Below are 21,067 nucleotides of genomic sequence, written 5' to 3'. Positions count from 1 at the left end.
CGACACGCCGGGCAACTCGGCAAGGTTGTGGCAGGCTGCACCCGGGCAGGCCACACTCGACTAGCGGAAGCAGCGACGCACGTGACGTCGGCAGGCACCACCCGGGAGGTCCCCATGCCCGAACTGCGTGTCGTGGCCGTCTCTAACGACGGCACACGGCTGGTGCTGAAGGCTGCGGACAGTACGGAATACACGCTTCCGATTGACGAGCGGCTGCGCGCCGCCGTACGCGGCGACCGTCCCCGCCTCGGCCAGATCGAGATCGAGGTGGAGAGCCATCTCCGCCCCCGTGACATCCAGGCGCGGATACGTGCCGGTGCGTCCGCGGAGGAAGTCGCCCAGCTCGCCGGCATTCCCGTCGATCGCGTACGCCGTTTCGAGGGGCCCGTGCTGGCCGAGCGCGCCTTCATGGCCGAGCGTGCCCGGAAGACTCCTGTCCGCCGCCCCGGAGAGAACGCCGGTCCCCAGCTCGGTGAGGCCGTCCAGGAACGGCTGCTGATCCGGGGTGCCGAGAAGGACACCGTCCAATGGGACTCCTGGCGCCGGGACGACGGCACCTGGGAAGTCCTGCTCGTCTACCGTGTCGCGGGTGAACCGCACGCGGCGAGCTGGACCTACGACCCGCCCCGGCGGCTCGTCCAGGCCGTCGACGACGAGGCGCGCTCGCTGATCGGCGAGTCCGACGACCTCGCGGCGCCCGAGCCGAGCTTCCCGTTCGTGCCGCGGATCGCCCGGCTGCCCCGCGACCGTCCGCTGGACCGCGCCCTGGACCGGCAGACGGAGCGGCCGAGCCTGCCGCCGGCCTCCGCGGAACCCGCCGAGGAGGCCGAGGACCGTGACTCGCTGACCAGCCTCCTGGAGGCGGTGCCCAGCTTCCGGGGCGACATGGTCGTGCCCGAGCGGCCCGCCCCCGCCGAGCGCCCCGCCGCCGAGGAGCCCGACACCGAGCCCGAGGAGGAGGAGCCCCCGGCTCCCGCCGCCTCGGCGGGTGCCGGTTCCGCGTACGCGGACGTGCTCATGCCCCGCTCGGTGGGCAGCCATCGCGACCGGCTCGTCGGAGCGACCGACCGGCAGGCCGAGGCCGACGGCGTCCGCCCGGGCCGCAGAGCGGCGGTCCCGAGCTGGGACGAGATCGTCTTCGGCACACGGCGCAAGAAGCAGGAATAGCCGGATCCGTGACGTCGACGGGCCCGCACCGATCCGGTGCGGGCCCGTCGTCGCGCACGAGCGGCGGAACCGACGGTGCCGGTCCCGCCGGTGTCACTGCGGGTCGGGGCCCACCGCGACGGGGCGGGCTCCGTCCTGGGACCACTCCGACCACGAACCCACGTACAGCGCCGCCGGAATGCCGGCCACGGCGAGGGCCAGCACCTCATGGGCGCCCGAGACCCCGGAGCCGCAGTAGACGCCGACCTCGGTCGCCGGTGTCGCACCGAAGGACTTGAAGCGGTCCGCGAGTTCGGCCGACGGCAGGAACCGTCCGTCCTCCGTGACGTTCCCGGTGGTGGGCGCGGAGACGGCACCCGGGATGTGACCGCCGACCGGATCGATCGGCTCGACCTCGCCCCGGTACCGCTCCCCCGCGCGGGCGTCCAGCAGCAGCCCGGTGCGGGCGAGCGCGGCCGCCCCGTCCGCGTCGAGCGCGGGCCGGGCACCGGCCGTCGGCACGAACGTTCCGGGCGCCGGCACGGAGGTCTCCGAGGACACCGGTCCGCTCCAGGCGGCGAACCCGCCGTCAAGCACGCGTACCGACGGATGACCCGAATAGCCCAGGAGCCACCAGGCGCGCGCGGCGGCCCAGCCCTGCCCTCCGTCGTACACGACGACGTCGCGGTTCTCGGACACTCCGGCGGCCCGCATCGCCGCGCCGAAGACCTCGGGGTCGGGGAGCGGATGCCGGCCTGCCGCACCGGCCGGACCTGCGAGTTCGGAATCCAGGTCGACGAAGACGGCACCGGGGATGTGCGCGTTCTCGTACTCGGAGCGCAGGTTGGGACCGCCCAACTGCCAGCGGACGTCGAGGAGGACCGGCGGGTTCGGCCCGGCCAGGTCACTCGCGAGTTCGGATGCCGTGATGATGGCGTTCATGGCCCCATCCTTGCGCACGGGGTGGCCGCGTCGACCATGTCCGGCTACTCTGCTCCGCCAGGTCCGATCACCAGGCGTATGGGATCGGGCACATGCTGTACAACCGATGGCCACCACACGGCGACAGCTCCACGACGGACGAGGAACGGCGGATCAGGCGTCCTGTGTCCGCGCACCGCCTCGACGGGCGGTGCGAGAAGCACGGACGGCATGACCGGTGGCGCGAACATCGGCACGGGGCGCGCACGCACGCGACTGAGTACGCGCGTTCGCAAGCGGAAGGTGACCGGCCACCGCGAGGGGCCGAGAAGAGAGTGACGATGACCGAGGCACGGGAATCGGCCGGCCCGAACGGAACCACGCACGCTCGGCGCACGCCCGGGACACCCTGTTGGGTGAGCCTGATGGCGCATGAGACGGCCGCGACCCAGGACTTCTACGGAGCGCTGTTCGGCTGGGAGTTCCAGCCCGGCCCGCCGCGGCTCGGCCCCTACGCGCGGGCGCTCCTCGACGGCCGGGAGGTGGCCGGGATCGGCCAGTTGCCACCCGATCGGCAGCTGCCGATCGCCTGGACGCCCTATTTCGCCTCGGCGGACGTGGACCAGACCGCCGAGACGGTACGGCACAGCGGCGGAACCGTGGGCGTGGGCCCGCTGGAGGCCGCCGGGGCCGGCCGGCTGGCCATCGCCTCCGACCCGTCGGGCGCCGTCTTCGGCATCTGGCAGGGGACGGCCCACCTCGGCACGGAGATCACCGGTGTTCCGGGCACTCCGGCGTGGAACGAGCTCGTGACGCGCGACACCGAGAGCGTCGTCAAGTTCTACAAGGGCGTCTTCGGCTACGAACTGGAGCCGACCGTTTCGGCCGACTTCGACTACGTGACGCTGCACGTCGACGGCCGGGCGGTGGCCGGCGTCCACGGCGTCGGGAACGCGCTGCCGCGCGACCGGGGCCCGCACTGGCTGACGTACTTCGAGGCCTTCGAGGTGGACGACACCGTCCGCCTCGTCACGGAGCTGGGCGGGCACCTCCTGCGGGCGGCCCACGACTCACCGTACGGCCGCGTGGCCACGGTGGCGGATCCGGAGGGCGCGGTCTTCTCCCTGATCCATGCCGTCACCTGACCCGAGGGGCCTCCAGGGGCGGCGCTCCGGAAGCGGGAAGGGACAGCACTCCGGAGACGGCGCCCCCGAACAGGCTTCAAGCCTGGGCGATCGGCAGGACGTCCGGGGACAGGGCACTCGCACGGGCCGTGGCGGCTGTCATGCGGCGTCGGTGGTGCCGGCGGCACAGGACCTCGTAGCCGATGCTCTCGTGCTGGTTGACGTCGCCGACGACGACCTGGGCCCCCTCGACGACCATCTCGCCGCCCACGGTACGGGCGTTGTGCGTGGCGCGGGCTCCGCACCAGCACAGGGCCTCGACCTGGAGGACCTCGACGCGGTCGGCCAGTTCGACCAGGCGCTGGGAGCCGGGGAAGAGCTTGGACCGGAAGTCGGTGGTGATCCCGAAGGCGAAGACGTCGATGTCCAGGTCGTCCACCACACGGGCCAGTTGGTCGATCTGCGCGGGAGCCAGGAACTGCGCCTCGTCCGCGATCACGTAGTCCGCCCGGCCGCCCTGCGAGAGGTGGTCCACCAGATAGGCGTACAGGTCCTGGGCGTCCGCCACCTCGACCGCGTCGGTGACCAGGCCGAGGCGTGAGGAGAGCTTGCCCTCGCCGGCCCGGTCGTCACGCGTGAAGATCATGCCCTGCAGACCCCGCGCCGAGCGGTTGTGCTCGATCTGGAGAGCCAGCGTGGACTTCCCGCAGTCCATCGTTCCGGAGAAGAACACCAGCTCGGGCATGGGGAGTTGAGCACCTTTCGGCAACAGGGAGGAGAGAGGGGGCGTCAGGAGCGTACTTGGAGGAGCGGCACCAGCTGCTCGGCCGGGGTCATCGAGCCGTGGTTGCCGACCATCAGCGACTCCTTCGGCTCCCGCTCGGAGGCGATGATCAGGACATCGTCCCGGGCGGCGGCGATGACGTCGCCGAGCCGGGCGTACACCCGCTCGTCGACCCGGGGGCCGAACCAGCCCGCTTCGATCGCCTCGTCGCGGGAGGCGACCCAGAACTGCTCGCCGAGGACCTCGCGCCAGCAGGTCAGCACGTCCGCCTCGGCGCCCGGGACCGCGTACACATGGCGGGCCCGGCCCTCGCCGCCCAGCAGGGCGACCCCGGCGCGCAGCTCCCAGTCCTCGTCGAAGTCGATGCGGTGCTGTTCGTCGAACGGGATGTCGATCATGCCGTGGTCGGCGGTGACGTACAGCGCCGAGCGCGGCGGGAGCTGCTCCGCGAGGCGCTGGACCAGCCGGTCGACATACATGAGCTGGCCGCGCCAGGGGTCGGAGTCGACGCCGAAGCGGTGGCCCTTGCCGTCCACCTCCGCGTAGTACGTGTAGACCAAGGAGCGGTCGCCGGACGACAGTTGCTCGGCGGCGAGGTCCATGCGCTCCTCGCCGGACAGCCGGCCGTGGAACGTCCCGCCGCTCAGCGCGATCTTCGTCAGCGGTGTGTTCTGGAAGGTCGGCGAGGAGACCTGGGCGGTGTGCACACCGGCCGCGTCGGCCAGCTGGAAGATCGTGGGGTACGGCTGCCAGGCGCGCGGCTCGGTCCACGGGTTCCAGCGGAGCTGGTTCATCAGCTCGCCGGTGGCGGGGTTGCGCGCGGTGTAGCCGGGCAGGCCGTGGGCACCCGGGGGCAGGCCGGTACCCACGGAGGCCAGCGAGGTCGCGGTGGTGGCCGGGTAGCCGGCGGTGATCGGGCGTCCGGTGCCGCCGCGCGAGGACGCGAGGAGCGACGTCATGAAGGGCGCCTCGTCCGGGTGCGCCTTGAGCTGCTCCCAGCCGAGACCGTCGATCAGGAACACGCAGTTCCGGTCGGCCGCGGTCAGCTCGGGTATGGCGGCGGTCGCGCCGGGCACGGACATGCCGGCGGCGAGCGTGGGCAGCAGGTCGGCCAGCGAACCGGCGCCGTACTCGGGGACGGGCGCGGAGTCGACGGCGAGCGGTTCCGGGTGGTCCCAGGTGGGCAGGGCCATCAGCGGGCGACGTCCGCGGTCGCCTCGGAGAGGGACTGCGCGAAGGCGAGGGCCTGGCGGACGGTCTCCGGACCGTCCCCCGCCTCGCTGACCCGCAGGCTCAGGTCGTCCGCCGTCGAGCTGCCGGTGTAGCCGTGATCCGCCTCGCAGTTGGGGTCGCCGCAGGCGGCGGGCTCCAGGTCGATGCGGGAGACGGCGCCCCAGCCGATGGTCAGGACCACTTCACGGGGCAGCGTGCCGGGCGTGTACGACTCCGGGTTCGCGACGACGCGGCTGACGACGACCGAGGAGATCCGGCCGAGCTTGACCGATTCCGTCGAGGTCGTGGCGTAGGGCGTGGGGGACGTGGTGTCCGCGTTCTGCTCGTCGGTGTGGCTCACGATGAAGCGGTTGCCGGTGAGGACCAGCACGGTGACGTGCCGCCGCACCTCGTTCGCGTCGAACGTCGTCTCCTGGTGGACCAGGTACGACCGGATGGTCTCGCCGCCGATCGCGGCCTCCACCGCCTCGGCCACGAGGGCCGGGTAGTAGCCGCTGCGCTCGATCGCCGCTCGCAGCCCCTGGGTCGTCGTACTGGTCTTGGCCATGCCGTCCATCCTACGGGGGCCCACTGACTGCGAGGCACCGCTCGCGTGGGTCTGTCGTGGACGGATCAGATCGCATCGCGCGGGGTGACCGGTGCGGCGCGGGCACGGCAGGGGCCCTCGCGCGGACACGACGGGCGGAACGGGAGGGGGCGGGGTGCCCGCCGTCACAGCGGCTTCCCTTCGTGACGGCCCCGACGACTTCGTACGTACCGGACGACTCGCACGTACCGGACGACCCGCACGGCCCCAGCGGCTGGGACGGCCCGGGCCGACCGGGGAGGCTCAGACGACAGGCAGGGTCCGGGGGCCGAGGTCGTCCCGCAGCGGGGCGCGGGCCAGCCGTACCGTGGCGCCGAGGACGCTCACGCCGGTCGGGGCGACCACCACCGGCTCCAGCGAGACCGCGACGACCTCCGGGTGGTCGTCGACCAGCCGGGAGACCCGCAGCATCAGCTCTTCGAGGGCTGCCGTGTCGACCGGCGCGGAGCCCCGCCAGCCGAACAGGAGCGGCGCCGTCCTGATCGACCGGACCAGCGAGGCCGCGTCCCGGTCCGTGACCGGGACCAGCCGGTGCGCGGTGTCTCCGAGCAGTTCGGAGGCGGCTCCGGAGAGCCCGAAGGAGAGCACCGCCCCGGCCGCCGGGTCGATCACCGTGCGGACGACCGTGTCGACACCGCGCGGCGCCATCCCCTGCACCACCGGGCGCAGCACCGTCGGCGGCCCGAACAGCTCGATCAGCTCCGCGTAGGCCCGGCGCAGCTGCTCCTCGTCCGCCACATCCAGGCGCACGCCGCCCAGGTCGGCGCGGTGCCGCAGGTGGGGGGCGGTGGTCTTGAGCGCCACGGGGTATCCGATGGTCCGGGCAGCCGCCACGGCGTCGTCGGGGGTGGGAGCGGGCAGGGCGGCGTGCACGTCGATGCCGTACCGCCCGAGCAGGGCCGCCGTCCGCTCGCCTCCCAGGGTCAGGCCCTCCCCGCGCGCGAGGAGGTCGTCGATCAGCCGGGCCGCTCCCTTCTCGTCGATGTCCTCGTACTCGGGCACCTTGCCGGGCTCGCCGGCGTCCAGACGCCACTGGGCGTACTTGACGGCTTCCGCGAGGGCGCGGACGGCGCGTTCGGCGGCGGGGTAGGCGGGGATGAGCCGGGAGTCCGGAGCGGGTTCGGAGCGGGCCGCGGCGGGCGAGGTGTCCGAGGGGTGGAAGCGGGCGCCGGACGCCGCGCCGGGCGCCGTCCCGGAGGGCTGCGGAGCGGTGCTCGCGGCGGCGGACAGCGCCTCGGCGAGCCCGCCCAGTTCGACGTGCACGACGAGGACGGGCTTCGCCGGGGCCTCCAGGGCGGAGGACCGGAGCGCCTCGGCGAGCGCCTCGTCGGCGGCCGAGGTCTCCCCCACCGCCGGTATGGCCGTCACGACGACGGCGTCACAGCCGTCGTCGGCGAGCGCCCGCGACAGGGCCTTGTGGAAGTCCTCCGCCGAGGCCGCCGTGGTCAGGTCCCGCGGCGGCAGCGGCCTCAGCCCTTCGGCGAGACACGCGTCGTACGTCAGCAGCCCCAGCGACTCCGAGTTCCCGAGGATCGCCACGCGGGGTCCCCGGGGAAGCGGCTGACGGGCCAGCAGCAGACCCGCGTCGACCAGTTCGGTGATCGTGTCCACCCGGATCACGCCGGCCTGGCGCAGCAGCGCGGACACGGTGGCGTGCGGCAGTCGGGTGGCCCGTACGGCGTGTCCCTGGGGAGCCGCCCCGCCGTGCCGCGCCCCCTGGACCACGACCAGCGGCTTGGCCGCCGCCGTCCGCCGCGCGAGGCGGGTGAACTTGCGCGGGTTGCCGATGGATTCCAGATACATCAGGACGACGTCGGTGTCCGGGTCGTCGTACCAGTACTGCAGGACGTCGTTGCCGGAGACGTCCGCCCGGTTCCCGGAGGAGACGAAGGTCGACACGCCGGTCACGCCCGTGACGCCGCCGCCGCGCCGATGCAGCCGGGACAGCAGGGCGATGCCGATGGCGCCGGACTGCGCGAACAGGCCGATGCGCCCGGGGCGGGGCATCCGGGGGGCGAGCGAGGCGTTCAGCCGCACATCGGGCGATGTGTTGATGACGCCGAAGGCGTTGGGCCCGATGATCCGCATGCCGTACGTGCGCGCGTGCCGTACGAGTTCGCGCTGGCGCTCGCGCCCCTCGGGACCGCTCTCGGCGTAGCCGGCGGAGACCACCACCAACCCCTGCACGCCGTGTTCGCCGCATTCCGTCACGACCTCGGGAACGTGCTCGACGGGTACGGCCACGACGGCGAGGTCGACGGGGCCGGTGATGTCCCTGATGGAGCGGTGGGCCGGGACTCCGTCGAGTTCCTTCTCCTGGAAGGCGGTGTTCACGGCGTAGAGGCGTCCGGTGAACCCGGCGTCCCGAAGGTTGTCGAGGACACTGCGGCCGACTCCGCCGGGCGTGCGTCCGGCGCCGACGACGGCGACCGAGCCGGGGGCGAGCAGCCGCTGCACGGAGCGGGCCTCGGCGCGCTGCTCCCGCGCGCGCTGCACGGCGAGGGACCGGTCGGTGGGCTCGAGGTCGAACTCCAGGCGTACGACGCCGTCCTCGAAGCTGCGCTTCTGGGTGTAGCCGGCGTCCGTGAACACCTTGATCATCTTGTTGTTGGCGGGCAGCACCTCGGCGGCGAAGCGGCGGATGGCGCGCTCGCGGGCCACGGCGGCGATGTGTTCGAGCAGCGCGGAGGCGACGCCCCGGCCCTGGTGGGCGTCCTGTACGAGGAAGGCGACCTCGGCCTCGTCGGCGGGCGCGGAGGCGGGCCTGCCGTCCGGGTCGATCCGGTCGTAGCGCACGGTCGCGATAAACTCTCCGCCGACCGTGGCCGCGAGGCCCACCCGGTCCACGAAGTCGTGGTGGGTGAAGCGGTGGACGTCCTTGGCGGACAGCCGCGGGTACGGCGCGAAGAAGCGGTAGTACTTCGACTCGTCCGACACCTGCTCGTAGAAGCTGACCAGGCGCTCGGCGTCGTCGACGGTGATGGGCCTGATGCGTGCGGTGCCGCCGTCGCGCAGCACCACGTCGGCCTCCCAGTGGGCCGGGTACTCGTGGCGGTCCGACGAGGTCTGCATGGGGCCCAGACTACGGCTCGCGTACGACAACGGCGCGAGGCAGTCTGAGGGTCACGGGCGTCGGAGCCGGGGCTTCGACCGGCACCACGGCGGCGGGACCAGGGACCGTCCGGGCACGCCTCACACTATGGAACAATGGTCTAGACAACCTTGAACACCCGAAGGGCAGCATCACATGGCTGAGCGCCGCGTCAACGTCGGCTGGACCGAGGGCCTCCACGCCCGCCCCGCCTCCATCTTCGTCCGGGCGGCCACGGCCTCCGGCATCCCCGTGACGATCGCCAAGGCAAGCGGCGACCCCGTCAACGCGGCCTCCATGCTCGCGGTCCTCGGCCTGGGCGCCGAGGGCGGCGAGGAGATCGTCCTCGCCTCGGACGCCGAGGGCGCGGACGCCGCTCTCGACCGCCTGGCGAAGCTGGTCGCCGAGGGGCTCGACGAGCTCCCCGAGACCGTCTGAACCTCCCACGCGGCACACGACCGAGCCGCGCCTCCCTTCACCGGGCGGCGCGGCTCAGTCGTTTTCCGTACCCCGCTCGGCAATTCCCCGAGCACCCCGCACGGCCCCCGCGCCACGGTCCCATGAATGGGATGCGCCGAAATTCCGGACACACGAATAAAAGGGCATCAGAAATGAGCCCCTTCCGAATATCCCTCTTTGTATACGGCGCTCGTGTTAATGACGCGGGCCCGTCATGTTTACGGGATGTTGCGAACTTCTCACACGGTCCGTCCGGTCGCCGCCCGGAAATCGGAGCCGGTGGGCGCCCGTGGCCCGCTCGGTGTGCAGGGCCGTGATCGCGCGGGCCCGCTCGCTGTCGCCCCGGGCGACCGCGTCCACGATCCCGCCGTGCTCCGCCCAGGACTCGGCAGGATCGGCCGGCGCCTCCACCGCGTACATCCAGGCGATCTTGTGGCGGAGCTGGGCGAGCGTGGAGGTCAGCGCGGGACTGCCGGACGCCTGCGCGAGCGTCTCGTGGAACCAGCCGCCGAGCGAGCGCAGATCCTCGCTGTGGCCTCGCCTGGAACGCTCCTGCCCCAGCCTGACCAGACCGCGCAGCACCTTGAGATGGGCTTCCGTGCGCCGCTGCGCGGCCCTCGCCGCGCCCAGCGGTTCCAGCAGCATGCGCATCTCCAGGAGGTCCGCGGCCTCCTGCTCGGTGGGCTCCGCGACACACGCGCCCGCATGCCGGCGGGTGACGACGAAACCCTCGGCCTCCAGCGTGCGCAGAGCCTCGCGCACGGGGACGCGCGAGACGCCGTAGCGCCGCGCGAGCAGTTCCTCGGTGAGCCGGCCGCCGCGCTCGTAGACACCCGCGACGATGTCATCACGGATCGCCGTGCACACCGAGTGCGCCGGAATACGCATGACCGACCTCCGCTTTAATCCCCGTGAAACGCCGTCGATTGACGCTTCTTCAGTGACTCTATTGCAGGAAGCCTGAATTTCCGATGGCATGCCTGAATCCATGGATATTTTTTGGACAGACGGCGTCCGGAAACGACGAAGCCCCGGCTCGATGAGCCGGGGCAACGAAAGCGGCGAGAAGCCGCGAAGCGGTCGTCAGACGTTGACGCCGTGCGAACGCAGGTACGCGACCGGGTCGATGTCCGAGCCGTACTCCGCGGTCGTACGGGCCTCGAAGTGGAGGTGCGGTCCCGTGGTGTTGCCGGTGTCCCCGGAGAGGCCGATCTGCTGCCCCGGAGTGACCGCCTGCCCCACGGACACCCCTATGGACGACAGGTGGCCGTACATGGTGTACGTGCCGTCGTGCATCTTGATCACGACTTGATTGCCGTACGCGCCGCCCCAGCCGGCCGTGACGACCGTGCCGGAGCCGACGGCGTGGACCGAGGTGCCGGACGCGGCGTGGAAGTCGACACCCGTGTGGCTGCCGGAGGACCAGAGGCTGCTGCTGGCCTGGTAGCCGGTGGAGACGTACGAACCGGTGATCGGCATGACGAAGGTGTTCAGTCGCTTGCGCTCCGCCTCGCGGGCGGCGCGCTCCTTGGCCTCACGGAGCTTGGAGGCCTGCTGCGCGGCCTCCTTTCGCGCGGTCTGCTCCGCCTGCTTGCGCGCGGCGGCCTCGTCGGCGGCGCGCTGCTGCGCGAAGGCCTGGGCGTCGATCTGGTCGGCGACCGTGTCGTTCAGGGTGACCGTCTGGGTCAGCCCGGTCTGCTCGACGGAGGCTTCCGCGGCGAACGCGGGGGCGGCCAGGGTGCCGATCACACCGGTGGTGGTGAGCGCCGCGACCCCGACGGCGGTCGTGGTGGTGCCGTGCACCCGGCTCGTACGACGATGCTTGCCGGTGCCACAGGTGAACGCCATGGAGAGGCTGATCCTTTCCTTCCCTCTCGCCTACCGGGTTAGCTGACGGGTTCGGAGCAGGAAGGTCTCCTACGGACCCCCTCCGGGGAGGGCGTCCGATTCACCCCAGGGACTGCGTGGGTCCCCGGCTCCCCTGACTCGCGTCATGGGGGACTCGGCGATGACTGTCCGGTGCCGCGGGCGCGGCGCACTGCGTGACGAACAGTCGGACCGACGCTAGACGGGGCCTCTTTCGAACAACAAACGGATCACGATTTTTGTAATCCATCCCACAGGGCAGAACGGCAACCGCCGTACGAATACGGACATCTCGCGAGGAGTGCCCGAAAAGAAGAGGGCCCTGACGGCTCTTCAGCAGTCGGGGCCCTCCTCGGTCACTTCGGTTCTACTCGGCGGCCACCACGGTGACTTCACCGATCCCGAGGGCCCTGACGGGCTCCGCGATCTGCGCCGCGTCGCCCACCAGGACGGTCACCAGGCGGTCCGTCGGGAAGGCGCTCACGGCCGCCGCGGTGGCCTCCACGGTGCCGGTGGCGGCCAGTTGACGGTAGAGCGTCGCCTGGTAGTCGTCCGGCAGGTGCTGCTCGACCTGGTCCGCGAGCGTGCTCGCGACGGCCGCCGCCGTCTCGAACTTGAGGGGCGCGACCCCCACCAGGTTCTGCACGGCGACGTCGCGCTCCGTGTCGGTCAGTCCCTCGGCCGCGAGCGTGCGCAGCACCTTCCACAGGTCGTCGAGCGCCGGACCGGTGTTGGGGGTGTCGACCGAGCCGCTGATGGCGAGCATCGCGGCGCCCGTGCCGTCCGGCGCGGAGCGCAGGACCTGCCCGAACGCCCGCACGCCGTAGGTGTAGCCCTTCTCCTCGCGCAGGACCCGGTCGAGGCGCGAGGTGAGGGTGCCGCCGAGGCAGTAGGTGCCGAGGACCTGGGCGGGCCACACGCGGTCGTGCCGGTCGGCGCCGACCCGGCCGATGAGCAGCTGCGTCTGGACAGCGCCGGGGCGGTCGACGATGATCACGCGGCCGGTGTCGTCGGCGCTCACCGGCGGGACGGGAAGCGGCTCGGCGGACGATCCGGTCCACGAGCCGAGCGTGTCGGCGAGCAACTCGTCGAGATCGACTCCGGTCAGGTCGCCCACGACGACGGCGGTGGCCGTGGCGGGACGCACGTGCTTCTCGTAGAAGGCGCGGACGGCCGACGCGTCGATGTTCCGGACGGTCTCCTCGGTGCCCTGACGCGGGCGCGCCATGCGCGCGCTCTCCGGGAACAGCTCCTTGGAGAGCTCCTTGGCGGCACGGCGGGCGGGATTGGCCGTCTCGTGCGGGATCTCGTCCAGCCGGTTGGTCACCAGCCGCTCGACCTCGCTGTCCGCGAAAGCGGGGGCCCGCAGGGCGTCGGCGAGCAGGCCGAGGGCCTTGGCCAGGCGCGAGACGGGCACTTCGAGGGACAGGCGTACGCCGGGGTGGTCGGCGTGCGCGTCGAGCGTGGCACCGCAGCGCTCCAGCTCGGCGGCGAAGTCCTCGGCCGAGTGCTTGTCGGTGCCCTCGGAGAAGGCGCGCGCCATGATCGTGGCGATGCCGTCCAGGCCCGCGGGCTCGGCGTCCAGCGGCGCAGCGAGGATCACCTCGACGGCGACGACCTGCTGGCCGGGGCGGTGGCAGCGCAGGACGGTCAGACCGTTGTCCAGGGTGCCGCGCTCGGGGGCGGGGAACGCCCACGGCTTGGGCTGTCCGGCCTGGGGCTGCGGGTGGAAGTCCATGGTGGCGAGCTCGGTCACTTCGCCGCCTCCTCGTCGGTCTCGTCGGCGGAGTCAGCCGCGTCGGCTGCTTCGACGGTGGTCGGCTCGTACACGAGCACCGCGCGGTTGTCGGGGCGCAGGCGGGCCCTGGCGGCATCCCGGACCTCTTCCGCGGTGACGTCGAGGACGCGCTGCACGGCGGTCAGGGCGAGCTGCGGGTCGCCGAACAGGACGGCGTAGCGGCACAGTTCGTCGGCGCGGCCCGCGACGGTGCCGAGCCGGTCGAGCCATTCGCGCTCCAGCTGGGCCTGGGCGCGCTCCATCTCCCTGGCGGTGGGGCCTTCCTCGGCGAACCGGGCGAGCTCCTCGTCGACGGCCGCCTCGATGACCGGGACCTCGACGTCGCCGGACGTCTTCACGTCCAGCCACCCCAGGGAGGGCGCTCCGGCGAGCCGCAGCAGGCCGAATCCGGCCGCGACGGCGGTGCGGTCACGGCGTACGAGCCGGTTGTAGAGCCGGGAGGACTCGCCGCCGCCGAGGACGGTGAGCGCCAGGTCGGCCGCGTCGCACGCGCGCGTGCCGTCCTCCGGGAGCCGGTAGGCGGCCATCAGGGCGCGCGCCGGGACGTCCTCCTCGACGACCTCGCGCAGCTGCTCCCCGATGATGTCGGGCAGCGAACCGTCCCGCGGGGCGGGCTTGCCGTCGTGTCCGGGGATGGAGCCGAAGTACTTCTCGACCCAGGCGAGCGTCTGCTCCGGGTCGATGTCGCCGACGACCGACAGCACCGCGTTGTTGGGCGCGTAGTTGGTGCGGAAGAACGTGCGGGCGTCCTCCAGGGTGGCCGCGTCGAGGTCCGCCATCGACCCGATCGGGGTGTGGTGGTACGGGTGGCCCTCGGGGTACGAGAGCGCGGTGAGCTTCTCGAAGGCGGTGCCGTACGGGACGTTGTCGTAGCGCTGACGGCGCTCGTTCTTCACGACGTCGCGCTGGTTCTCCATGGACTCGTCGTCCAGTGCCTCGAGCAGCGAACCCATGCGGTCGGCCTCCAGCCAGAGGGCGAGCTCCAGCTGGTGGGTGGGCATGGTCTCGAAGTAGTTGGTGCGCTCGAAGCTCGTCGTGCCGTTGAGCGAGCCGCCGGCGCCCTGGACGAGTTCGAAGTGGCCGTTGCCGTGAACCTGCTTGGAGCCCTGGAACATCAGGTGCTCGAAGAGGTGGGCGAGTCCGGTCCGGCCCTTGACCTCGTGGCGCGAGCCGACGTCGTACCAGAGGCACACCGCGGCGACCGGGGTCAGATGGTCCTCGGAGAGCACCACGCGCAGGCCGTTGGCCAGGCGGTGCTCGGTCGCTGTCAGGCCGCCGGAGCCTGCCTCAGCTGTGGCCGTGTGACCCATGGGCATGTACGTCCCTTCGATCGCGGAACTGCGTCATTCCTGTCGGTCCTGCCACTGTATGCAAGCGCGCGGACGGCTGGCGCGGTTCCCGCGCCTCGTACGCCGAGAGCGAGACTCACGCGTGTCCCCGGCACACCCCGGGAACCCGCTCCGGGAACCGCCTCGAACCCGCCCGTCGGCCGCCGGGCACCGTGTTCGACGGCCGCCCGTGATCGTTCCCGGCGACGCCCGCGGAGGGTGCCCGAGGGGCGCTACGGACGGGTCGCGGTCGGCGTTGTCAGTGGGGCGGTCCACAATGGTGCGCGTCAGAACCCGTTCATGCCCCGGCAGAGACTGTGAAGGAGCCGCAGCAGCGATGGCCCGCCGCAGCACGAAGACCCCGCCGCCCGACGACTCGTACGAGGAGAAGATCCTCGACATCGACGTCGTGGACGAGATGCAGGGCTCCTTCCTCGAATACGCGTACTCGGTCATCTACTCGCGTGCCCTGCCGGACGCCCGCGACGGCCTGAAGCCGGTCCACCGTCGCATCGTGTACCAGATGAACGAGATGGGCCTGCGCCCCGACCGCGGCTATGTGAAGTGTGCCCGTGTCGTCGGCGAGGTCATGGGTAAACTGCACCCGCACGGCGACGCGTCGATCTACGACGCCCTGGTGCGTCTGGCGCAGCCCTTCTCCATGCGTCTGCCCCTGGTCGACGGCCACGGCAACTTCGGTTCCCTCGGCAACGACGACCCGCCGGCCGCCATGCGGTACACCGAGGCCCGGATGGCCGACGCGACGTCGCTCATGACCGAGTCGATCGACGAGGACACCGTCGACTTCACGCCCAACTACGACGGCCAGGAGCGGGAGCCGGTGGCCCTCCCGGCCGCCTTCCCGAACCTGCTGGTCAACGGCTCGTCCGGCATCGCCGTCGGCATGGCCACCAACATGCCGCCGCACAACCTCGGCGAGGTCATCGCCGCCGCCCGGCACCTCATCCGCTACCCGGGGGCCGACCTCGAGACGCTGATGAAGCACGTCCCGGGCCCCGACCTGCCCACCGGCGGCCGCATCGTCGGTCTCTCCGGGATCAGGGACGCCTACGAGTCGGGCCGCGGCACCTTCAAGATCCGTGCCACGGTGTCGGTGGAGGACGTCTCGGCGCGCCGCAAGGGCCTCGTCGTCACCGAACTGCCCTTCACCGTGGGTCCGGAGAAGGTGATCTCCAAGATCAAGGACCTGGTCGGCTCGAAGAAGCTCCAGGGCATCGCCGACGTCAAGGACCTCACGGACCGTGCGCACGGCCTGCGCCTGGTCATCGAGATCAAGAACGGCTTCGTGCCGGAGGCGGTCCTCGAACAGCTCTACAAGCTGACGCCGATGGAGGAGTCCTTCGGCATCAACAACGTGGCACTGGTGGACGGCCAGCCGCTCACCCTGGGCCTCAAGGAGCTGCTGGAGGTCTATCTCGACCACCGCTTCGACGTCGTACGCCGCCGCAGCGAGTTCCGCCGCACCAAGAAGCGCGACCGGCTGCACCTGGTCGAGGGCCTCCTCGTCGCCCTCCTGGACATCGACGAGGTCATCCGCCTCATCCGCTCCAGCGACAACTCGGCGCAGGCCAAGGAGCGGCTGATCGAGCACTTCTCCCTCTCCGAGATCCAGACGCAGTACATCCTGGACACGCCGCTGCGCCGCCTCACCCGGTTCGACCGCATCGAGCTGGAGTCGGAGCGCGACCGTCTCAACGGCGAGATCGACGAGCTGACCGGCATCCTGGAGTCGGACGCCGAGCTGCGCAAGCTGGTCTCCGCCGAACTGGCCGCGGTGGCCAAGAAGTTCGGCACCGACCGGCGCACGGTGCTGCTGGAGTCCGCGGGCGCCCCGGCCGCGACGGTCTCGCTCCAGGTCGCCGACGACCCGTGCCGGGTCCTGCTGTCCTCCACGGGACTGCTGGCACGCACGATGACCGCCGACCCCTTCGGACAGGACCCGGACGGCAAGCGCACCAAGCACGACGTGATCGTCTCCGCGGTGTCCTCGACGGCACGCGGCGAGATCGGTGCCGTCACGTCCCTGGGCCGCCTCCTGCGTCTGAACGTGATCGACCTCCCGCAGCTGCCCGAGACGGCGTCGGCGCCCAACCTGTCCGGAGGCGCTCCGGTCTCGGAGTTCCTGTCCTCGCTCGAGCAGGACGAGACGGTCATCTGCCTGACGACGCTCGACGAGACGTCGCCGGGCCTCGCGATCGGCACCGAGCAGGGTGTCGTCAAGCGTGTGGTGCCCGACTACCCCTCGAACAAGGACGAGTTGGAGGTCATCACCCTCAAGGACGGCGACCGGATCGTCGGCGCCGTCGAGCTGCGCACCGGCGAGGAGGACCTGGTCTTCATCACGGACGACGCCCAGCTGCTGCGCTACCAGGCCTCGCAGGTGCGCCCGCAGGGCCGTGCCGCGGGCGGCATGGCGGGCATCAAGCTGACGGACGGCGCGAAGGTGATCTCGTTCACCGCGGTCGACCCGGCGGTCGACGCGGTGGTCTTCACGGTGGCGGGTTCGCGCGGGACGCTGGACGACTCCGTCCAGACCACGGCCAAGCTGACTCCCTTCGACCAGTACCCGCGCAAGGGCCGCGCCACGGGCGGTGTGCGCTGCCAGCGGTTCCTGAAGGGCGAGGACTGTCTGTCACTGGCCTGGGCCGGTCCGACGCCGGGGCGCGCGGCGCAGAAGACCGGCATGCCTGTCGACCTGCCGGACATCGACCCGCGCCGTGACGGCTCGGGCGTGTCACTGGGCAAGCCGGTGTCGGTGGTGGCCGGCCCGGTGTAGCCCGCGGTCAGCCCTCCTGGCCGGGCTCCTGCACGTAGCGGAGGACGCCCCACATGCTGTGTTCGTCGGCGTGCGGGGCGTCCTCTTTGCATGCCTCCAGCTCCTTGGCCAGGGCCTTCGGGTCGATCCCGGAGCCGATGAGGACGAGCTGGGTGAGCCGCTCGTCCGTCTCGGCCCAGGGCTCCGGATAGAAGCGCAGGAACCGCCCGACGGCATGCACCGCGTACCGGTTGCGGAGGTCCTGGACGCCGAAGTCGACGTATCCCTTGATCCGGTAGAGCCCTTCGGGCCGGCTGTCGAGGAACGCCATCAACCGCCGCGGTTCGAGCGGCACTTCGGAGCTGAAGGAGAGGGACGCGTAGGCGGAGTGGAGATGGCCGGGGTGGCCGCTCCGTTCGTGACCTCGGTCCTCGTGCCCGTGGTCCTCATGTCCGCCCTCGCCGGGATCGCCCTCCCCGCCGTAGGCCTCGTCGTCGTAGGCCTCGTCGTCGTACCGGTGGAGATCGTCGAAGGACAGCTGTCCGACGCGCTCCTCGGTGGGCCTGCAGTCGAAGAGGAACTCCGGATCGATCCGGCCGTAGGTGGCGGGGACGACCGCGGCCCGGTCGGCGAGCTCTCTGACGACCTCCAGCACGCGCGGGGCGTCGCCGGCCCGGTCGATCTTGTTGACGACGACGAGATCGGCGAGGGCGAGGTGCCGGTCGATCTCGGGATGCTTCTCGCGGGTGCCGGTGAACTCGGCGGCGTCGACGACCTCGACGAGTCCTCCGTACACGATCCCCGGGTGCTCGCTGGCGAGCACCATCCGCACGAGTTCCTGGGGCTCGGCGAGCCCGCTCGCCTCGATGACGATGACATCGATCCGGGCGGAGGGCCGAGCGAGCCGATCCAGATATTGATCAAGTTCGCCGACATCGACCGCACAGCACAGACAGCCGTTGCCGAGCGAGACGGTGGAGTCGCCGAGCGCCCCGGCCACCGCCATCGCGTCGATCTCGATCGCGCCGAAGTCGTTGACGACGGCTCCGATGCGACTGCCACCGCTGCGGTGCAGGAGATGGTTGAGCAGGGTGGTCTTGCCGGAACCCAGGAAACCGGCGAGAACGATGACCGGGATCTGCGGGGTACTCGACCGACTCACCACGCGCCCTTTCTGAACCTGTGCGCGCACCGGCTCACGGGACCGGCGCTCACGCGGGAAATGAATGCCGCCCCAGCATACGAGTGGGGGGAAACACCTCGAAGTGAACGATTGTCGGCGGCGCTCGCGGGGCACACGTTGGACATGGCGCCGGTGGATGCGACCCACACATCCCTCCGTGCGCCTCCTCTCCGCCTCCCCGCCGATCAGAGCCGCTCGGCAACACTGGGAAGCGGCAAGCGCGCCGCCCAACGCTCGTCGGTCCGCTCTCTGTCGCCCCACAACCGACGACCGGCGGACGGTCGCCTGATTCGGGGGTTGACATGACCACACAGAACCATGGGGTGCGGAGGCTGAGTTCTGCCGCGACGGCAGGACTCGCGTTCGCAGTAGGGGTCCTCGCGGTCCTGGTCGCCCACCAGCGCCGGTTCGAGGCACTTCACCTGCGCGTCACGCAGATGCTGGAGGCCGACGACCGGAACGCGCGACTGGCGGAACAGCAACGCTTTCAGGCCTACCTTCTCGACAAAGCGCTGAACGATCCGGATCTCGCCGAGGTTCTGAGCACCATCAACGAGGTGGACCCGACCAGACGACGCCAGTACCTCTTCGCCAACGCCATCTACACCAACATCCTGCGGGCCTACCGGGCCGGGGACCTCACCTGGGACGAACTGCACGGCCACCTTCGAGTGATCTGCCAGAGCGCGATCTTTCGCGACTACTGGGACGCGACACGCCACCATCGGGCGAGCCTTCAAACAGCGTCACAGGAGGCACGGGTGGGCCGAATGATGGACACACTCATCCACGATTTGGATGAATCAGACACAGAAGAGTGGTGGGTCGTCGGCGAATCGCCCCCGGAACAGGGCTAGCATCCGGCGCAACAAGCAGCCCTGGTGGCCCAGTTGGCTCAAGAGTGCGATAATCTAACCTGGTAAACTCTGGGCTACTGTATCCCCGTTTTCACTGTCTAAACCTGAGGACCGGGATCCAGTTGAAGATCGTGCGCCGCATCGGCGCATCCCCACGCGAACGAGGCAGTGTGACGGGCGAGACGTGCCCTGACATCTTCGAGCTGAGCGACGGAAATTTCGCCGTCATCGGCACAGAGGCGACAGCGGCGCTCGACGACCAACTCCCTCACGACGCGGCACGCGCGGACTACGAGCGCATCGTGATCATCAGCAGGGAGACCCTCCTCCGCGCGAAGAGGGACATTCCCGAGAAGTGAAGCGGTCACCGGGCTGAGAACAGAACATGCCCGCCGTCCGTCGAGATCCGTCGGTCACCCCGACCCACCTCCGGAGGGCGCACATTTTCCCCGGCCCGCCCCATCAACCACCCACACGCCCCGCGCAGCATCCCTGTCGCCGGAGCCCGAGCCGCGTCGGCGCTCACCCCACGTCGCACCGCTCGACAGAAGCTTCCTGAGGTCCAGCCCCGACCGGTGCTGGACCTCTCGTCTGAGCCCGCTGCGGTCGCCGCTCCCGTCACGCGATGCCGCGCACGGACTCCAGACGAACTACGGCCGACCTAGACGGAGACCCTCGGCACCGCCACCGGCGCCTGCGGCCCCACATAGCGGGCCGCCGGGCGGATGATCTTCGTGTCCTCCGCCTGTTCCATGATGTTGGCGCTCCAGCCGACCACGCGGGCGGTGGCGAAGGTGGGGGTGAACATCTCGCGGGGCAGTCCGCAGAGTTCCATGACCACTCCGGCGTAGAACTCCACGTTGGTGTGCAGCTCACGGCCCGGCTTGAGTTCGGCCAGGATCACCTCCACCCGCCGTTCCACCTCGACCGCGAACTCCACGAGCGGGCCACCGAACTCCTGGGCCATCCCGCGGAGCATCCGCGAGCGCGGGTCCTCCGTGCGGTAGACGGGGTGTCCGAAGCCCATGATGCGCTCACCGGCGAGGACGCGTTCCCTGATCCAGCCGTCGATCCGGTCAGGAGTCCCGATCGCATCGAGGGTGTCCAGGGCCCGGCTGGGAGCACCGCCGTGGAGAGGACCGGAGAGAGCCCCGACCGCGCCGACGAGACAGGCCGCCACATCCGCGCCGGTGGAAGCGATCACCCGCGCCGTGAACGTTGACGCATTGAATCCGTGGTCAATGGTTGAGATGAGGTATTGCTCGACTGCACGGGCGCGGGCCGCGTCCGGCTCCGAACCCGTCAGCATGTACAGGTAGTTGGCGGCGTACCCCAGGTCCTCGCGCGGCTCGACCGGGTCCAGACCCTGCCCGATCCGGTACAGCGCGGTGAGCAGTGTCGGCACGGCCGCCGTCGCCGCGAGGCCGTCGTCGCGGCGCCGTCCGGCGTCGATGTCGTACACCGGACGGAACCCCAGCGAGGCCCCGAGCAGCGACAGAGCGGTGCGCAGCCCGGCGAGGGGTCCCGACGGTCCGGTCGCCGCCGCGATGGCGGGCAGCGCGGCGCGCACGTCGTCCGGCAGCCGGCGCAGCCTCGCGGTCCGGGCGGTGAAGGCGGCGAGGCGAGCCTCGTCGGGCAGCTCACCGTGGGCCAGCAGATGCCAGACCTCCTCGAAGCAGCAGGCCTGCGCGAGGTCGACGGCCGAGTACTGGCGGTAGTGATAGAAGCCCTCCAGCCCCCTGACGTCACCCAGTTCGGTGTCGGTGACGACGACACCCGCGAGTCCTCGCGGCACGTCGGCGGGTGCGCCGGCAAGCGCATCGACGGAGACGGAAGCGGCTTGGTTGATCGGCATGTTTCCTCCCTGGACTTGATTCGACTGTCCATGCTTGACTCTATAGCTGTCAATATTGAT

The 21,067-nt window shown here is 71.0% G+C and carries 17 protein-coding genes and 1 riboswitch; of the genes, 6 read left to right on the top strand and 11 right to left on the bottom strand.

Going from position 1 to position 21,067, the window contains the following annotated elements; translation table 11 throughout:
* Positions 1-114: 114 nt before the first annotated feature.
* A complete protein-coding gene (sepH, locus tag ACH4S8_RS13905) occupies positions 115-1,167 on the top strand; it encodes a septation protein SepH (protein WP_398393394.1) in 1,053 nt (350 codons plus the stop codon).
* Positions 1,168-1,260: 93 nt separating this feature from the next.
* On the opposite strand, the gene ACH4S8_RS13900 is transcribed toward sepH, so the two are convergent.
* Complete coding sequence (locus ACH4S8_RS13900) at positions 1,261-2,088, bottom strand: sulfurtransferase (protein WP_398393393.1); 828 nt, start codon at positions 2,086-2,088, stop codon at positions 1,261-1,263.
* Positions 2,089-2,408: 320 nt separating this feature from the next.
* On the opposite strand from ACH4S8_RS13900, the gene ACH4S8_RS13895 reads away from it, so the two are divergent.
* Positions 2,409-3,212 carry a VOC family protein gene (locus ACH4S8_RS13895; RefSeq protein WP_398393392.1) on the top strand — a complete coding sequence of 268 codons (804 nt, stop codon included), beginning with the start codon at positions 2,409-2,411 and terminating at the stop codon, positions 3,210-3,212.
* A gap of 76 nt (positions 3,213-3,288) precedes the next feature.
* Here the strand turns inward: ACH4S8_RS13895 and ACH4S8_RS13890 are convergent, their stop codons facing one another.
* From ACH4S8_RS13890 to ACH4S8_RS13875, 4 genes are all read right to left on the bottom strand, one after another.
* Complete coding sequence (locus tag ACH4S8_RS13890; protein ID WP_398393390.1) at positions 3,289-3,936, bottom strand: thymidine kinase; 648 nt, start codon at positions 3,934-3,936, stop codon at positions 3,289-3,291.
* Between the two features lie 44 nt (positions 3,937-3,980).
* Positions 3,981-5,168, bottom strand: coding sequence for an alkaline phosphatase family protein (locus ACH4S8_RS13885; RefSeq protein WP_398393388.1), 1,188 nt, complete (start codon positions 5,166-5,168; stop codon positions 3,981-3,983).
* Positions 5,168-5,755 carry a DUF5998 family protein gene (locus ACH4S8_RS13880; protein WP_261707673.1) on the bottom strand — a complete coding sequence of 196 codons (588 nt, stop codon included), beginning with the start codon at positions 5,753-5,755 and terminating at the stop codon, positions 5,168-5,170. The genes ACH4S8_RS13885 and ACH4S8_RS13880 overlap by 1 nt, the downstream gene beginning before the upstream one ends.
* Before the next feature lie 282 nt (positions 5,756-6,037).
* Positions 6,038-8,866: a GNAT family N-acetyltransferase gene (locus tag ACH4S8_RS13875; protein WP_398393385.1), complete on the bottom strand. Its 2,829-nt coding sequence runs from the start codon at positions 8,864-8,866 to the stop codon at positions 6,038-6,040.
* A 175-nt stretch (positions 8,867-9,041) separates the two neighbouring features.
* On the opposite strand from ACH4S8_RS13875, the gene ACH4S8_RS13870 reads away from it, so the two are divergent.
* Complete coding sequence (locus ACH4S8_RS13870; protein ID WP_398393383.1) at positions 9,042-9,323, top strand: HPr family phosphocarrier protein; 282 nt, start codon at positions 9,042-9,044, stop codon at positions 9,321-9,323.
* Between the two features lie 216 nt (positions 9,324-9,539).
* Here the strand turns inward: ACH4S8_RS13870 and ACH4S8_RS13865 are convergent, their stop codons facing one another.
* From ACH4S8_RS13865 to ACH4S8_RS13850, 4 genes are all read right to left on the bottom strand, one after another.
* On the bottom strand, positions 9,540-10,232 hold the full coding sequence (locus ACH4S8_RS13865) for a GntR family transcriptional regulator (protein ID WP_398393381.1): 693 nt from the start codon (positions 10,230-10,232) through the stop codon (positions 9,540-9,542).
* A 195-nt stretch (positions 10,233-10,427) separates the two neighbouring features.
* On the bottom strand, positions 10,428-11,192 hold the full coding sequence (locus ACH4S8_RS13860; protein ID WP_398393379.1) for a M23 family metallopeptidase: 765 nt from the start codon (positions 11,190-11,192) through the stop codon (positions 10,428-10,430).
* Positions 11,193-11,204: 12 nt separating this feature from the next.
* Positions 11,205-11,362, bottom strand: a riboswitch (cyclic di-AMP (ydaO/yuaA leader).
* 215 nt (positions 11,363-11,577) lie between these two features.
* On the bottom strand, positions 11,578-12,966 hold the full coding sequence (locus tag ACH4S8_RS13855) for a M16 family metallopeptidase (RefSeq protein ID WP_398393377.1): 1,389 nt from the start codon (positions 12,964-12,966) through the stop codon (positions 11,578-11,580).
* Complete coding sequence (locus tag ACH4S8_RS13850) at positions 12,963-14,324, bottom strand: M16 family metallopeptidase (RefSeq protein ID WP_398393375.1); 1,362 nt, start codon at positions 14,322-14,324, stop codon at positions 12,963-12,965. Before ACH4S8_RS13850 ends, ACH4S8_RS13855 begins: the two co-directional genes overlap by 4 nt.
* A 349-nt stretch (positions 14,325-14,673) precedes the next feature.
* Here ACH4S8_RS13850 and ACH4S8_RS13845 point away from each other — a divergent pair, with 349 nt between their 5' ends.
* The gene (locus ACH4S8_RS13845) at positions 14,674-17,133 is read left to right on the top strand and encodes a DNA topoisomerase (ATP-hydrolyzing) subunit A (protein ID WP_398393373.1); all 2,460 of its coding nucleotides are present in this window, start codon (positions 14,674-14,676) and stop codon (positions 17,131-17,133) included.
* A 7-nt stretch (positions 17,134-17,140) separates the two neighbouring features.
* Here ACH4S8_RS13845 and ACH4S8_RS13840 read toward each other — a convergent pair whose 3' ends face one another.
* Positions 17,141-18,274 carry a CobW family GTP-binding protein gene (locus ACH4S8_RS13840; protein WP_398393371.1) on the bottom strand — a complete coding sequence of 378 codons (1,134 nt, stop codon included), beginning with the start codon at positions 18,272-18,274 and terminating at the stop codon, positions 17,141-17,143.
* Positions 18,275-18,597: 323 nt separating this feature from the next.
* Between ACH4S8_RS13840 and ACH4S8_RS13835 the strand changes: the two genes are divergently transcribed.
* The gene (locus tag ACH4S8_RS13835; RefSeq protein ID WP_398393369.1) at positions 18,598-19,152 is read left to right on the top strand and encodes a DUF6082 family protein; all 555 of its coding nucleotides are present in this window, start codon (positions 18,598-18,600) and stop codon (positions 19,150-19,152) included.
* A 122-nt stretch (positions 19,153-19,274) separates the two neighbouring features.
* Complete coding sequence (locus ACH4S8_RS13830; RefSeq protein ID WP_326785064.1) at positions 19,275-19,511, top strand: hypothetical protein; 237 nt, start codon at positions 19,275-19,277, stop codon at positions 19,509-19,511.
* A gap of 302 nt (positions 19,512-19,813) precedes the next feature.
* Here the strand turns inward: ACH4S8_RS13830 and ACH4S8_RS13825 are convergent, their stop codons facing one another.
* On the bottom strand, positions 19,814-21,007 hold the full coding sequence (locus ACH4S8_RS13825) for a citrate synthase (protein ID WP_398393366.1): 1,194 nt from the start codon (positions 21,005-21,007) through the stop codon (positions 19,814-19,816).
* Positions 21,008-21,067 lie beyond the last annotated feature (60 nt).

The sequence above is a fragment of the Streptomyces sp. NPDC021080 genome (assembly GCF_044333225.1).
In the GTDB taxonomy this organism is placed as follows: domain Bacteria; phylum Actinomycetota; class Actinomycetes; order Streptomycetales; family Streptomycetaceae; genus Streptomyces.
Note: the sequence above shows the minus strand (reverse complement) of the source record. Positions and strands in the feature narration are given on the sequence as shown.